Genomic DNA, 14,885 nt, shown 5'->3' with positions numbered 1-14,885 from the left:
TTATGACAACCGCCGCCCAGTCCGCCCGCCCACCGTTGCAGATCGCGATCACGACCGGCGAGCCCGCCGGCGTCGGCCCCGAGCTGACGGCGCAGGCGCTCGCCGGCGCGGCGGCGCACTGGCCCCACGCACAGTTCACCGTGCTCGGCGACGCGGACCTGCTCGCCGAACGCGCGCGCGCCGTGGGCGTCGATTGGAGCGCGCTGGTGGCGGATGGCAAGCGCGTGCGTCTGCAACACCGGCCGCTTGCGGCGCCTGCTGTCGCGGGCAAGCTGGACGCGGCCAACGGCCGCTACGTGCTCGATCTGCTCGACAGCGCAATACACGGAGCGCTGGCCGGCACGTTCGACGCGATCGTTACCGCGCCGCTGCAAAAGAGCACCATCAACGACGCCGGCGTGCCGTTCACCGGCCACACGGAGTATCTGGCCGAGCGCACGCACACGCCGCGCGTGGTGATGATGCTGGCCGGCACCGGCAAGCGCCCGTTGCGCGTCGCGTTGGCCACCACGCATCTGCCGCTCAAGGATGTCTCCGCGGCGTTGTCGATCGAAGGCATTCTGGAGACGCTGCGCATCATCGATCACGATTTGCGGCATCACTTCGGTTTGCCGGCGCCGCGCATTCTCGTGACCGGGCTGAATCCGCACGCGGGCGAAAACGGCTATCTTGGCCGCGAGGAAATCGAGGTCATTTCACCGGCGCTGAAGCTCGCGAACGAGCAGGGCATCGACGCGCGCGGTCCCTACCCGGCTGACACGCTGTTCCAGCCGCGTTACCTTGAGCAGGCCGACTGCGTGCTGGCCATGTTCCACGACCAGGGCCTGCCGGTGTTGAAGTACGCCACGTTCGGCGAAGGCATCAATATCACGCTCGGTTTGCCGATCATCCGCACCTCGGTCGATCACGGCACCGCGCTCGATCTGGCCGGCACGGGGCGTGCCGACGCGGGCAGCCTGATTGCCGCGATCGAGACAGCGGTGTCGATGGCGCAGCACCGCCGCGCGGGCTGATCTGGCGCCACCGCACGGGCTTCTTGCGCGCGCCTGGCGCGTTTTTTACCATGTGCGCTGCCGCCGGCAGCGGGCGCGGCATGGCGGGCGCCGGCGAGAAAGCGCGTCGGGCAGCAGGTTCCTTTTCTTAAGCAGTTCTCTTTCTTAGCGTTTCTTCGATGTCCACCAGCAGACAGCAACAGGGCCGGCACCAAGGTCATATCGCGCGCAAGCGTTTCGGTCAGAATTTTCTGGTCGACATGGGCGTGATCGATTCGATCGTCGACGTCATCCGGCCGCAGCGCGGCGAGCGCATGGTCGAGATCGGACCGGGCCTCGGTGCGCTCACCGAACCGCTGATCGAGCGTCTGGCGACGCCGGAAGCGCCCTTGCACGCGGTCGAACTGGACCGCGATCTGATCGGCCGCCTGAAGACGAAATTCGGCGACCTGCTCGAACTGCATGCGGGCGACGCGCTCGCGTTCGACTTCGGCTCGCTGGCCGCGCCGGGCGACAAGGCGTCGCTGCGCATTGTCGGCAATCTGCCGTACAACATTTCGAGCCCGCTGCTGTTTCATCTGACCTCCTTCGCGCATCGCGTGATCGATCAGCATTTCATGTTGCAGAACGAGGTGGTCGAGCGGATGGTGGCGGAGCCAGGCACCAAGGCGTTCAGCCGTCTCTCGGTGATGCTGCAATACCGTTACGTGATCGACAAGCAACTCGACGTGCCGCCCGACGCATTCAACCCGCCGCCCAAAGTCGATTCGGCGATCGTGCGCATGATCCCGTACGAGCTGCATGAACTGCCGCCCGTCGACGAGCGTGTGCTCGGCGAAGTGGTGACGGCCGCGTTCTCGCAGCGCCGCAAGATGCTGCGCAACACGCTCGCTGCGTATCGCGATTCGGTGGATTTCGAAGCGCTCGGCTTCGACCTGCAGCGCCGCGCCGAAGACGTGCCGGTGGCCGAATATGTGCGTGTCGCGCAGATCGTGGCGGGCAAGGCCTGAGCGCCGAGCCCGAGGCCAAAGCCAAGCGTTGGTGAACGCGAACGCTAGGCCGTCACACGCTTTGCCGGTGCATTGACCAGCGCGATGCCGGTCAGCACCAGCACTGCGGCCATCAGAAAGCGCACGCTGAATGACTCGCCGAGCAGCAGCACGCCGAAGCTCACGCCGAACAGCGGCGTGAGAAACGAGAATACCGACAGGCGTGACGCGATATAGCGCGTCAGCAACCAGAACCACACCAGATAGCTGACGAACGCCACAATCACGGCCTGATACGCGAGGCTCACCACCGCCAGCGGCGTGACGGTTTCCACGCGCGCCTGGCCAAGCCCGAGGGCAAGCGCGAGCAGGACTACCGCCGACACCGTCAGTTGATAGAACAGCGTCTTGCTAGCGCTCGATTGAGCGAGGCGCGAGGCGCGCACCACCACGGTCGTCGCGGCCCACGCGATACCGGCCAGCACGCCGAGCGCGTCGCCGGCGACGCCCTTCAGCACCGAACCTTGCGCGGCGTGGCCATGCAGGAAGCCGTCCGCGAAAGCGAGCGCCATGCCCGTGAACGCGACGAAGATACCGAGCCACTGAATGCGCCGCATGCGCTCGCCGTCGACGAACCAGTGCAGGCCGAGCGCCGTGAAGCACGGCGCGGTGTAAAGAAAGACCGCCATGCGCGACGCACTGGTCAGCGTCAGGCCGAGAAAAATGCACACGAACTCACTGGCGAACAGCACGCCCGCGAGCACGCCGGCGCCCAGGGTGCCGTCGTCGCGAAAGAGCGGCGTGCCGCGTGAGCGCGCCCAGCCCCAGACGAGCACGGCCGCGATCGCCGAGCGCACGCCGGCCTGAAAGACCGGCGGCAGCGCGATGTTGGTGCTCTTGATCGCGACTTGCTGAAGCCCCCATATCGCGCACAGGCCGATCATCAAGAGGATGGCGAAGCTATCCGGGGCGCGACGTGCGGGCAGGGCGGAGGTGCTCATGGGCTGAGTGGAGGCGGGGACAGGTCGTACGATAGCAAACCCGTCCGCTCAGCCGCCCGATGACCCCACTGCCTACGCGTGCTTCTTACAGGCCGCAAGTTTTTTGCCGATTTCACGACACCCGCGCAACACCCAGGTCAGACTAATTTCGCACTATTGCCGTTTCGCGCTAAGGTTCAGCCACTACCGTTTCGTCAGGACATTCGCGCCGGCTGTATGCGGTGCGGCGCAAGGCTTCTCAGTACGAAGAATGCGAAGAACAGGCGGACAGCGTAACGGACTGATTCGTTGCTCCGCCGAAGCAGACTGACCCTCTCCGCGCAACGCGGAACCTGTACGAGGAAAAGCGATGAAGAACGTAGGCAGGTGGGCAGCGGGCGCAGTGCCCGCGGCGTTGGCGTCGTTGGCGTGCCAGATGGCGCACGCGCAATCCAGCGTGACGCTGTACGGCGTGGTCGATGAGAGCGTGCGCTATCTGACTCACGTCAACGCGGCCGGCGATTCGTCGATCGGACTCGGCAACGGTGGCATGACGCAAAGCCGTTGGGGCCTGAAAGGCGTCGAAGATCTGGGCGGCGGCTGGTCTACTTTCTTCAAGCTCGAAAACCGCATCTATATCAACAGCGGGCAAAGCGATCCCACGCTGCCGTTCTTCAACGAAGCGCAGGTCGGCGTGCGTTCGGACTCCTACGGCCAGATCATCCTCGGCCGTCAATACAACGTGGTGATCGAAGGCGTCACGGTGGCCGGCTACGGCAGCAACTCCTGGATCCCGTACGACTTCAGCTTTCAACCTGAAGTGACAATGACGGGCGGCATCTGGACCAGCAACCAGGTGCAATATCAGGCGAGATATGACGGCTTTACGTTCGCGGCCGGTTACGCATTCGGCGGCAACGCGGGCAATTCCTACGGCAGCCAGATCGGCGCGGCCGCGGCTTATAAGCCGGAAGGCGGGCCGTTCAGCGTGGGCGGCGCGTACGAAGAGTCGAAGGACTCCGTCAACGGCGCGGCCGCGAAGACATGGACATTCGGCGGCGCGTACACCTGGAATCTCACGCGCTTTTCCGCCGGCTACATCGTCAACCAGAACGATGCGGGCTTTTCGAATTTCGCCAACGGGCCGTTCACCGCACCGGTGCTGGCAGCGCTCAAGTACACGGACTTTGCGCGGCGCCGCATGATCCTGGGCGGCATCACGCAGCAGGTCAGCAACAAGTGGCACTTCGCCGCGAATGTCTGGCGCACGCTGCAGGACGGCAAGACCGCCGCGCAGGACGGCTCAGCCTGGCAGTACCAACTGGTCGCCGACTACAACCTCTCCAGACGCACCGACATCTATCTGGAAGGCGACTATGCGATCTATCGGGGCGGTCTGATCGGAGCGCAACTGCAAGGCGTCAACGGCGTCGGGCTCGCGCAGAAGGGCACGCAGATCGGCTTGATGGCAGGCGTGCGGCATCAGTTCTGAGCATCGGTTCACGAGCGGCGCGCTCTGCAGCGGTGCGTGATTCCGGGTACATTGACGGTCTCGCTATCATGCAACAGGGAGTGCACCATGCGCCTGCTTCACACCATGCTCCGGGTCGGCGACCTGGATCGTTCCATTGCCTTCTACACCGAACTGCTCGGCATGAAACTGCTGCGCCGCGAAGATTATCCGGACGGCAAATTCACGCTGGCATTCGTCGGTTACGAAGACGAGCGCGACGGCACCGTGCTCGAACTCACGCACAACTGGGACACACCCTCTTACGATCTCGGTACCGGTTTCGGTCACCTCGCCGTCGAAGTGGACGATGCCTACGCCGCATGTGACAAGATCAAGGCGCAAGGCGGCACGGTCGTGCGCGAGGCGGGCCCGATGAAACACGGCACGACCGTGATCGCTTTCGTTACCGACCCGGACGGCTACAAGATCGAGTTCATCCAGAAGAAGAAATAATAGAGCAGGCCGTGGGGCGAGGTTAGACGATGAATAACAGCAATCCCTACTTCAACGAACTCGACGAGATCCACGTCGAAATCGAGGCCTTGTTCGACGGTTCCGCGGATGAAGGCGCGCTGCAAAGAATCATGGCGCGCTTCGCTCCGCAGTTCACGCTGGTCATGACTTCGGGTGCCGCACTCGATCACGCCGGTTTGCGCGAGACATTTTCGAAGCTGCGCGGCGCGCGCCCAGGCGCGCACATCACCATTCGCGACAAGGAGATCGTCGCCGAATACCCGTCAGGGGCGGTGGTGAAATATCGCGAGTATCAGCGCGACAACACCGGCAACGCGAACGTGCGGCGCTCCACGGCGGTGATGGATCTCGACGCGCACGGCAAGGTGACGTGGCGTCATTTGCAGGAAACTTTCTGCTCGGAGTGAGCGGAAGAATGTGACAAGCCGGTGCTTCAGTTTGAAACTGAAGCGCCGGTTTCAACGCGCAAGGAAGGGGCTAAAGCGTCGGCAGCAATTCCGGCGGATGCGACTTCAACGTCTGCCGCGCCTCGCGGAATTCCGGAAAAATCGATTCGACTGTTTGCCAGAAACGCGGGCTGTGATTCATTTCACGCAGATGCGCGAGTTCGTGAGCGACGACGTAATCGATGATGGAAAGCGGAAAGTGAATGAGCCGCCAGTTCAGGCGAATCTTGCCGTCACTCGAACAACTGCCCCAACGCGTGGCCGCTGAAGAAAGCGCATACGCGCGATAGTTCACGCCCAGCTTATCCGCGTAGATCGCGAGGCGCTCGCCGAACAGGCGCTTCGCTTCGCCTTGCAGCCACCCTTGCACGCGGTCCTTGATCTGCTGCGGATCCGCTTGCAACGGCAGCGGCACTTGCAGCGCCGCGTCGTTCGCGCTGAACGCGAGCGTGCCTTGCGGCGAGCCGAGCTTCACGCGCACGGGCTGTCCCAGATAAGGCACCTCGGCGCCATCTTTCCAGTCGACCTTCGGCAACGCGCGTTGCTCGACGCGAGTTTGCCATTCGATCAGCTTCGTGAAAATCCAGCGCTGTTTTTCGGTGATCGCGGTTTCGATATCGGCGAGCGTAACCCAACGCGGTGCCGTGATCGTGAGACCCGTGCTGTCGATCGCAAAGCCGATCGAGCGTCGCGCCGAACGCTTGAGCACGTAATGCAGCGTGCGTGAGCCGATCGCGAGGCTGCGCAGCTTGCTGCCATCCGGCGCGAACAACACGGCCGGTTGCTGGCTCCCCGGCGAGCCCTGCAAAGAGCCAGACGACGGTGCGGAAGGTGAAGGGGACGACGACGTCGACCCCGGCTCGGCAAAGAGCGGGAGATCGAGCTGCCGGTTATCGAGCGCCGCAGCGTGCTGCGGCGTAGGAGACTTCTGCATCGGATTCGGCTTCGCGCTAATACGCCTTCTAGGGCGTGGGCGCGTCAGATTGGTGCGGCGGCGGAACTGCTTTCCGCCGCGCGGTACGCGGTAGGATCGATGCGACGCATTTCAGCTTCGATCCACCGTTCGACGCGCGTGTTCACTTCATCGGGCGTGAGCCCCGTCGTGTCGATCGGCTTGCCGATCGACACTGTGACTATACCCGCATATTTGAGAAACGAGTTGCGCGGCCACACGCGTCCTGCGTTGTGCGCGATCGGTACGACCGGCGCGCCGGTTGCCGTCGCGAAGCGCGCGCCCCCGGTTTTGTACTTGCCTTGCTTGCCGGTCGGCGTGCGCGTGCCTTCCGGAAACATGATGACCCAAGCGCCTTCCGCCATGCGTGCCTTGCCCTGTTTGATGACCGATTCGAACGCGTACTTGCCTTCCTTGCGATCGATGTGAACCATCTTCAGCATGCCGAGCGCCCAGCCGAAGAACGGTACATACAGCAGTTCGCGCTTGAACACATAGCACAGCGGCCGGGGCATGAGCGCCGGAAACGCCAGCGTTTCCCATGCCGACTGATGCTTGGACAGCAGCACGGCGGGACCGTTGGGCAGGTTCTCCATGCCCTCGATCCGGTAGCGGATGCCGTTGAGCCAACGCACCGTATGCAGCGTCGCGCGGCACCAGCCGGCCGCCATCCAGTAGCGCTTGTCGGCGCGCATGAACGGAAACGCGATGAAGCATGCCGTCGCGTACGGCACCGTGAAGAGAACGAAGTAGATCAGCAGAAGCAAAGAACGGATGAAGCGCATCGGCGTGGTCAGTGAGGGATGGGGACGCGCGTGGCGCGCGTCACTCTTGAGCGTCGGCGAGGAAGTCGAGCGCGAAGGCACGCAGATCGTCGTGCACGATCGTGCCTTCAGGCAAGTTGCCGGCCGCGAGCGCTTTGCGACCCTTGCCGGTCAGCACCAGATGAGTCGGATGGCCGAGCGAAGCGCCCGCTTGCAGATCGCGTTTGGAGTCGCCGACCACCGGCGTATGTTCCGGATCGACTTCGAAACGTTCGGCGATCATCTTCAGCATGCCGGGCTTCGGCTTGCGGCACTCGCAGTGGTCTTCCGCCGTGTGCGGGCAGAAGAACACCGCGTCGATGCGCCCGCCGACCGCGGCCGCCATGCGGTGCATCTTCAGATGCATCGCATTGAGCGCGTTCATGTCGAACAGGCCGCGGCCGATGCCCGACTGGTTGGTCGCGATCGCCACGCGATAGCCCGCCTGATTCAGACGCGCGATGGCTTCCAGCGAACCGGGCAGGGCAACCCATTCGTCCGGCGACTTGATGAACGCGTCGGAGTCGACGTTGATCACGCCGTCGCGGTCGAGGATCACCACTTTTTTGGTCGGCATGGCGCGGTGCTCAGGCGGCGAGTCGGGAAATGTCGGCGACGCAGTTCATCTGCTGATGCAGTGCGCCGAGCAGGGCCAGACGGTTGGCGCGCAACGCCGGATCTTCGGCGTTGACCATCACGTCGTTGAAGAACGTGTCGACCGGTTCGCGCAACGCGGCGAGCGCGGTGAGCGCACCCGTGTAGTCGCGTGCGGCCAGTTGCGATTGCACGCGCGGCGCGACCTGTTCGAGTTGCGCATGCAAGGCTTTTTCCGCCGCTTCGACGAGCAGCGTGACTTGCACACCGCCGGTCGCCGCGCCTTCCGACTTCTTCAGGATGTTCGAGATGCGCTTGTTGGCCGCCGCGAGCGAAGCCGCTTCAGCCAGCGACGCGAATTCGCGCACGGCATCCAGACGCGCGACGATGTCGTCCAGACGCGTGGGATTCAGCGCCAGCACCGCGTCGATCTCGCCGACTGCATAGCCGCGCTCGCGCAGCAGACCGCGCAGGCGGTCCATGCTGAACTCGTAGATCGCTTGCGTCGAATCGGCGACGTTCGGCACCGCGGCGAATTGCGCGTGAGCCGTGCGCAGCAGTTCGACCAGATCGACCGGCAGTTGCTTCTCGACGAGAATGCGCAGCACGCCGAGCGCGTGACGGCGCAGCGCGAACGGGTCTTTCTCGCCGGTGGGTTGCAGGCCGATACCCCATATGCCGACCAGCGTTTCGAGCTTGTCGGCGAGCGCGACGACGGTGCCGGTTGCGGTGGTGGGCAACGCGTCGCCGGAGAAACGCGGCTGATAATGTTCCGAGCAAGCGAGCGCGACTTCTTCCGGCTCGCCGTCGTGGCGCGCGTAGTACGTGCCCATCGTGCCTTGCAGCTCGGGGAATTCGCCCACCATGTCGGTGATCAGGTCGGCCTTGGCCAGACGCGCGGCGCGCTTTGCAAGCGCCACGTCCGCGCCGATCAGTTCGGCAATCGCGCCGGCCAGCGCTTCAACGCGCTCCACGCGTTGCAGCGCCGAGCCCAGCTTGTTGTGATACACCACGTTCGCGAGCAGCGGCACGCGATCGGCGAGCGTCTTTTTCTTGTCCTGCTCGAAGAAGAACTTCGCGTCGGCCAGACGCGGACGCACCACGCGCTCATTGCCTTCGACGATATCGCCCGGCGTGGCCGTTTCGATATTCGACACGATCAGGAAGCGCGAACGCAGCTTGCCGTTCGCATCGGTCAGCGCGAAGTATTTCTGGTTGGTCTGCATGGTGAGGATCAGGCATTCCTGCGGCACTTGCAGGAATTCGTCCTCGAAACGGCACGCGTAGACCACCGGCCATTCAACCAGCGAGGTCACTTCGTCCAGCAGCGATTCCGGCATCACTACCTGGTCGCCGTTGGCTTGCGCGAGCAGATGCGTGCGGATGGCGGCCTTGCGGTCGGCGAAATTCGCGACCACGCGGCCTTTGTGCAGCAGCGTCTCGGCGTACGAATCCGCGTGCTGGATCTGCACGAAGCCTTCGGATAGGAAGCGATGGCCGAGCGTGGTGTCGTCGGCGTCGATGCCGAGCGCGCTCACCGGCACGACCTGTTCGCCATGCAGCGCGGTCAGGCGATGCGCCGGACGCACGAACTGCACATTGGTGCCGTCCGGGCGCTGATAGGTCATGACCTTCGGAATGGGCAGCTTGGCGAGCGTTTCGTCGAGCGCGCCTTGCAGGCCTTCGGCGAGCGTGGCGCCGGGCGCGGCGTAACGCAGGAAGAAGGCTTCGGCCTTGCCGTCCTGCGCGCGCTCCAGGTCGTTCACCGAGAAATCGGGGAAGCCGAGCGCGGCCAGTTTCTTGGCGAGCGGCGCGGTGGGCTGGCCGTCTTTATCCAGCGCGACAGAAACCGGCAGCACTTTTTCGCGCACGTGTTTTTCCGGCGCGACCGCGCGCACGTTTTTGATCGTGACTGCGAGGCGGCGCGGCGTGGCATAACGTTCGAACGACAGTTCGCCTTCGACCAGGTCGCGCGCCGCGAGGCGCTGCGCAATGCCTTCGGCGAAGGCGTCGCCGAGACGCGCGAGCGCTTTGGGCGGCAGTTCTTCGGTCAGCAGCTCGACGAGCAGGGTAGCTTGATGGGGTTGAGTCATTTCCTGGTGTTCTCGTCTCGTCAGTCTTGGTCGATCTTGCGTTCGACTTTCAGCGGCGGCGCCCATGCGGGCATCGCGGCGTCCTGTTCGTCAGTCGTGAGGCCGGGCACGCCGTGCACCGGATTGCCGAGCATCGGGAAGCCGAGCTTTTCGCGCGAGTCGTAATAAGCCTGGGCGACCAGCTTCGACAGTGCGCGAATGCGGCCGATATACGCCGCGCGTTCCGTGACCGAAATGGCGCCGCGTGCGTCGAGCAGGTTGAACGTGTGGCCGGCCTTCAGCACGAGTTCATACGCCGGCAGCGCGATCTGCGCTTCGATCATGCGCTTGGCTTCGGCTTCGTAGCTGTTGAAGATCGAGAACAGCAACTCGACGTTCGCGTATTCGAAGTTGTAGGTGGACTGCTCGACTTCGTTCTGATGGTAGACATCGCCATAAGTGAGGCGACGCAGTTCCGGGCCGTTCGGGCCTTGCTCTTCCCACTCCGTCCAGACGAGGTCGTAGACGTTCTCGACCTTCTGCAAATACATGGCGAGGCGCTCGAGGCCGTACGTGATTTCGCCGAGCACTGGCTTGCAGTCGAGACCGCCGACCTGCTGGAAGTAGGTGAACTGGGTCACTTCCATGCCGTTCAGCCACACTTCCCAGCCGAGGCCCCAGGCGCCGAGCGTGGGATTTTCCCAGTCGTCTTCGACAAAGCGCACGTCGTTCTGCTTCAGGTCGAAGCCGAGGGCTTCGAGCGAGCCGAGGTACAGGTCGAGGATATTTTCCGGCGCCGGCTTGAGCACCACCTGGTACTGGTAGTAATGCTGCAGACGGTTCGGGTTCTCGCCGTAGCGGCCGTCTTTCGGGCGGCGCGACGGTTGCACGTATGCCGCGCGCCACGGCTCGGGACCGACCGCGCGCAGGAAAGTGTGGACGTGGGAGGTGCCCGCGCCGACTTCCATGTCGATCGGCTGGAGCAATGCGCAACCCTGCTTGTCCCAGTAGGACTGCATTGTCAGGATGATTTGCTGAAACGTGAGCATGAAGTGCCTTTCGGGCATGGGGCCGCGCCGTGAGCGCCGAAGCGCGCCGGGCTGGCCGTGGAGCGAAGTGCTAAACCAGAGATTTTAACGGAAAGGGAGGGGGGTGTCCGTTTTGCGGGGTCGGACGGGAGTTCAACGGTTCTCTGAATGACGAAGGGCCGCGTGGTGCGGCCCTTCGTCAATAGTGTCGCGTCATAGCGCGCGCATCGGCAGGCCGGTCACGTCGCCGCCAGCTCCACCTTCGGCGAGAACGAATCGCTTTGCGCCACCGGCCAGTACTTTTCGAACAGCGAGTAACGGTAATTGCCGTTGAGCAGGTCGTTCGGATCGAGATACTTCAGCAAGTCCGACATGAGGCGCACCTCATGCGACGACACGCGCCGCACGATGTGATGCGCGCGCAGTTCCGCCGGATGCTTCAGGCCCGCGGCCTGAATGATTTCCTTCAGCGCATGCAGCGTGTTGTGATGGAAATTGAAAACACGGTCGGCCTTGTCCGGCACCACCAACGCGCGCTGGCGCACCGGGTCTTGCGTCGCGACGCCGGTCGGGCAACGCCCCGTGTGGCAGGTCTGCGCCTGAATGCAGCCCACCGCGAACATGAAGCCGCGCGCCGCATTGACCCAATCGGCGCCGATGGCGAGCGTCTTGGTGATATCGAATGCGGTGATCATCTTGCCGCTCGCGCCGATGCGGATGCGCTGGCGCAAGCCGATGCCCACCAGCGTGTTATGCACCAGCAGCAGGCCCTCTTGTAACGGCACGCCGACGTGGTCGGTGAATTCCAGTGGCGCCGCGCCGGTGCCGCCTTCAGCGCCGTCCACCACGATGAAGTCCGGCAGGATGCCCGTTTCCAGCATCGCCTTCGCAATGCCGAAAAATTCCCATGGGTGCCCGATGCACAGCTTGAACCCGGTCGGCTTGCCGCCCGACAGCGTGCGCAGACGGTCGACAAATTCGAGCAGACCGCGCGGTGTGGAGAACTCCGAGTGCGTGGCCGGCGAGATGCAGTCGCGGCCCATCGGCACGCCGCGCGTTTCGGCGATTTCCGGCGTGATCTTGGCCGCCGGCAGCACGCCGCCGTGACCCGGCTTCGCGCCTTGCGAGAGCTTCACCTCGATCATCTTCACTTGCGGCTCGGCGGCCTGTTTCGCGAACTTCTCCGCGCTGAAAGTGCCGTCGTCGTTGCGGCAGCCGAAGTAGCCCGAAGCGATTTCCCAGATGATGTCGCCGCCATGCTCGCGGTGATACTTCGACATCGAACCTTCGCCGGTGTCGTGCGCGAAGTTGCCTTTCTTCGCGCCGAGGTTCAGCGCCATGATCGCGTTCGCCGACAGTGAGCCGAAGCTCATTGCCGAGACGTTGAAGATCGACATCGAATAAGGCTGTGCGCGGTCCGGTCCGACGACGACGCGAAAGTCGTGGTGATCGAGCACGGTCGGCGCGAGCGAGTGGCTGATCCATTCGTGCGAGACGGCCTTGACGTCGAGCTCGGTGCCGTACGGTCGGCTGTCGACGTCGTTCTTCGCACGCTGGTAGACGATGCTGCGCTGAGCGCGCGAGAACGGCTTTTCGTCGGTATCGCCTTCAACGAAATACTGACGGATTTCCGGCCGGATGAATTCGAACAGGAAACGGAAGTGCCCCCACAGCGGATAGTTGCGCAGGATCGCGTGACGCTGCTGCGTCAGGTCGAACAGGCCGAGCGCCACGAGCGCGAGCGGCACGATGATCCAGAACCACGAAATGTGATGCGTGGCGGCGAGCGCCGCGCAGACCGCGAGTAGCGCGGCTGCGCACCACATGGCGAGATAACGTCGAGAAAACATGGGGACTCCGTTGCGGTGAGGATCGTCACGGCGGGATCGCCAACGCCGTTGGCGCAGGCGGAATCCGTCGTGAAGGAAAACGGGCGACTGCTTGTCGTGGCGAAGCGGGCTGCCGTTTGAAGTGCGAACGCATGAATGCCGCGACCGGGTTCAGACGTGAACGTGCGGCGCGTACGGCGACGCGCAGCATGGTTCATCGATTGAAAGCATGGATCAGCGGGTGGTCAGCAATGCCGCTTGTTGCGGCTGGCGTGAGACCGGCTGGCCGGTTACCGCATGTTCGATGATGCCGCCGCCCAGGCACACGTCGCCATCGTAGAGCACGGCGGATTGCCCCGGTGTGACAGCCCATTGCGCCGTGTCGAAATTCAGCTCGAAGAGGCCTTCGCCGGCCCCCGCCGAACTGAACGTGCACGGCGCGTCCGCTTGCCGGTAGCGGGTCTTCGCGCCGCACGCAAAGCCGTCCGCCGGCGGCTCGCCCGCCACCCAGCTCGTGTTGCCCGCGGACAGCGTATGGCTCAGCAGCCACGGATGATCGTGGCCCTGCGCAACGTAGAGCGTGTTCGACGGGATGTCCTTTCCGGCCACGAACCACGGCTCGCCGCTGCCGTCCTTGCTGCCGCCGAGGCCGATGCCCTTGCGCTGGCCGAACGTGTAGAACGCGAGGCCGATGTGTTCGCCGACCACTTTGCCTTCGGTGGTTTTCATCGGGCCGGGCTTGGTCGGCAGATAGCGGTTCAGGAAGTCGCGGAACGGCCGTTCGCCGATAAAGCAGATGCCGGTCGAGTCTTTCTTCTTCGCATTGGGCAGCGCGATCTGTTCGGCGATTTCGCGCACCTTGGTTTTCGGAATCTCGCCGAGCGGAAACAGCGTTTTCGACAACTGCGCCTGATTCAACCTGTGCAGGAAGTAGGACTGATCTTTCGTATGGTCGAATGCCTTCAGCAGTTCGAAGCGGCCATTGTTCTTGCGCACGCGCGCATAGTGGCCGGTCGCGATGGTTTCCGCGCCGAGCGACATGGCGTGATCGAGGAACGCCTTGAACTTGATTTCGGCGTTGCACAGCACGTCCGGATTCGGCGTGCGGCCGGCCGAGTATTCGCGCAGGAATTCGGCGAACACGCGGTCCTTGTATTCGGAGGCGAAGTTGACCGCTTCGACGTCGATGCCGATCAGGTCCGCCACCGAAACCACGTCGATCCAGTCCTGCCGCGTCGAGCAGTACTCGCTGTCGTCGTCGTCTTCCCAGTTTTTCATGAACAGGCCGACCACGTCGTAGCCCTGTTCCTTCAGCAGCCACGCGGTAACCGACGAATCGACGCCGCCCGACATGCCTACTACGACTTTCTGCTTGCTCATAAGGTGCTCACTGGGTGCTGCGTGACTTCATGGATCGTGGGTGGGCCGCTCGTGACGGCTGCCGCGATATGTACTGTTTTTACTGTTTGGGCCCGACCGAATGCGTGTGCACGAAGTCGAGCGGGAAACGCCGCCCCGCGAGGTAGTCGTCCAGACATTGCATGACGAGCGGCGTGCGGTGCCGTTCGGGACAGGCGCGCAATTCGTCGGCGCTCATCCACAATGTGCGGACGATGTCGGGGTCGAGCGCGCGCTCCGTGTCCGGTTCGCCGCCCGGGCCGCAATAGGTGAAGCGCAGGTAGGTCACCCCGCCTGCCGCGCCCTCGCTGCCGGGACGCTCGAAGTGGGTCATATACATGCCCACCAGTGCCACGGGCACGAACGGATGGGCGGTTTCCTCGAGCGTTTCGCGGATCACGGCTTCAAGCAGCGTTTCGCCCGCTTCCAGATGGCCCGCGGGCTGATTCAGGCGCAGGCCCTCGGCGGTATGTTCCTCGACCACGAGGAAGCGCCCGTCACGTTCGACGATGGCCGCGACGGTGACGTGCGGCAGCCAGGTTTCCGGTTTCATGGGTGCGCATTTTACCGTTTATGGGCTTCGCTTGCCGGGAAGCTGGCGGCGCGCGGCGCCCGGTCTTGGCCATTCGTGGCCCGCCACGACGCAGCCTGCATCCGCCAAGGCCCCCCGCATTGTCCCCGATTTCGGCGCGGCGTCCGTTTCGGTTAAAGTGAGGCGTTAGCCGTTGCACTTGCAAGCCGGCGTGCCTCGTCGGCGGATCTGTCGTAAAACAGGAAGTCGAGGAGGAACAACGATGCACATCGGAGTGCCAGCC

Annotated in this window: 14 protein-coding genes; 5 read left to right on the top strand and 9 right to left on the bottom strand. The window is 63.9% G+C overall.

Features of this window, described 5'->3' with window-relative positions; all coding sequences use genetic code 11:
• The first annotated feature begins 2 nt into the window (after positions 1-2).
• Positions 3-1,013: a 4-hydroxythreonine-4-phosphate dehydrogenase PdxA gene (pdxA, locus tag P0D71_RS33030; protein ID WP_408483619.1), complete on the top strand. Its 1,011-nt coding sequence runs from the start codon at positions 3-5 to the stop codon at positions 1,011-1,013.
• A gap of 158 nt (positions 1,014-1,171) precedes the next feature.
• Positions 1,172-2,002 carry a 16S rRNA (adenine(1518)-N(6)/adenine(1519)-N(6))-dimethyltransferase RsmA gene (gene rsmA, locus P0D71_RS33025; protein ID WP_408186503.1) on the top strand — a complete coding sequence of 277 codons (831 nt, stop codon included), beginning with the start codon at positions 1,172-1,174 and terminating at the stop codon, positions 2,000-2,002.
• A gap of 44 nt (positions 2,003-2,046) precedes the next feature.
• Here the strand turns inward: rsmA and P0D71_RS33020 are convergent, their stop codons facing one another.
• Entirely contained in the window at positions 2,047-2,982 is a 936-nt protein-coding gene (locus P0D71_RS33020; protein WP_091796720.1) for a DMT family transporter, read from the bottom strand.
• Between the two features lie 349 nt (positions 2,983-3,331).
• Here P0D71_RS33020 and P0D71_RS33015 point away from each other — a divergent pair, with 349 nt between their 5' ends.
• From P0D71_RS33015 to P0D71_RS33005, 3 genes are all read left to right on the top strand, one after another.
• Positions 3,332-4,453: a porin gene (locus P0D71_RS33015; protein WP_408483618.1), complete on the top strand. Its 1,122-nt coding sequence runs from the start codon at positions 3,332-3,334 to the stop codon at positions 4,451-4,453.
• A gap of 87 nt (positions 4,454-4,540) precedes the next feature.
• Positions 4,541-4,927 carry a lactoylglutathione lyase gene (gene gloA, locus P0D71_RS33010; protein ID WP_095417469.1) on the top strand — a complete coding sequence of 129 codons (387 nt, stop codon included), beginning with the start codon at positions 4,541-4,543 and terminating at the stop codon, positions 4,925-4,927.
• A gap of 29 nt (positions 4,928-4,956) precedes the next feature.
• Positions 4,957-5,355: a hypothetical protein gene (locus P0D71_RS33005; protein ID WP_091796717.1), complete on the top strand. Its 399-nt coding sequence runs from the start codon at positions 4,957-4,959 to the stop codon at positions 5,353-5,355.
• A gap of 70 nt (positions 5,356-5,425) precedes the next feature.
• Here P0D71_RS33005 and P0D71_RS33000 read toward each other — a convergent pair whose 3' ends face one another.
• From P0D71_RS33000 to P0D71_RS32965, 8 genes are all read right to left on the bottom strand, one after another.
• Positions 5,426-6,328, bottom strand: coding sequence for a M48 family metallopeptidase (locus P0D71_RS33000; protein ID WP_408483617.1), 903 nt, complete (start codon positions 6,326-6,328; stop codon positions 5,426-5,428).
• Positions 6,329-6,372: 44 nt separating this feature from the next.
• Complete coding sequence (locus P0D71_RS32995) at positions 6,373-7,131, bottom strand: lysophospholipid acyltransferase family protein (RefSeq protein WP_091796715.1); 759 nt, start codon at positions 7,129-7,131, stop codon at positions 6,373-6,375.
• Positions 7,132-7,171: 40 nt separating this feature from the next.
• Complete coding sequence (gmhB, locus tag P0D71_RS32990; protein WP_408483616.1) at positions 7,172-7,726, bottom strand: D-glycero-beta-D-manno-heptose 1,7-bisphosphate 7-phosphatase; 555 nt, start codon at positions 7,724-7,726, stop codon at positions 7,172-7,174.
• A 10-nt stretch (positions 7,727-7,736) separates the two neighbouring features.
• Positions 7,737-9,836, bottom strand: a complete 2,100-nt coding sequence (gene glyS, locus P0D71_RS32985) for a glycine--tRNA ligase subunit beta (protein ID WP_091796713.1) — start codon at positions 9,834-9,836, stop codon at positions 7,737-7,739.
• Positions 9,837-9,856: 20 nt separating this feature from the next.
• Positions 9,857-10,864, bottom strand: coding sequence for a glycine--tRNA ligase subunit alpha (glyQ, locus tag P0D71_RS32980; protein WP_408186525.1), 1,008 nt, complete (start codon positions 10,862-10,864; stop codon positions 9,857-9,859).
• A gap of 218 nt (positions 10,865-11,082) precedes the next feature.
• On the bottom strand, positions 11,083-12,693 hold the full coding sequence (locus P0D71_RS32975; RefSeq protein WP_408302551.1) for an FMN-binding glutamate synthase family protein: 1,611 nt from the start codon (positions 12,691-12,693) through the stop codon (positions 11,083-11,085).
• Positions 12,694-12,906: 213 nt separating this feature from the next.
• The gene (gene mnmA, locus P0D71_RS32970) at positions 12,907-14,052 is read right to left on the bottom strand and encodes a tRNA 2-thiouridine(34) synthase MnmA (RefSeq protein WP_408483615.1); all 1,146 of its coding nucleotides are present in this window, start codon (positions 14,050-14,052) and stop codon (positions 12,907-12,909) included.
• A gap of 79 nt (positions 14,053-14,131) precedes the next feature.
• Positions 14,132-14,623 carry an NUDIX hydrolase gene (locus P0D71_RS32965; RefSeq protein WP_091796710.1) on the bottom strand — a complete coding sequence of 164 codons (492 nt, stop codon included), beginning with the start codon at positions 14,621-14,623 and terminating at the stop codon, positions 14,132-14,134.
• Positions 14,624-14,885 lie beyond the last annotated feature (262 nt).

Origin of the sequence: Paraburkholderia sp. RL17-383-BIF-A (genome assembly GCF_046028015.1) — a bacterium.
Taxonomy (GTDB): domain Bacteria; phylum Pseudomonadota; class Gammaproteobacteria; order Burkholderiales; family Burkholderiaceae; genus Paraburkholderia.
The sequence above is the reverse complement of the archived record's forward strand: the minus strand, read 5'-3'. Positions and strand labels throughout refer to the sequence as shown.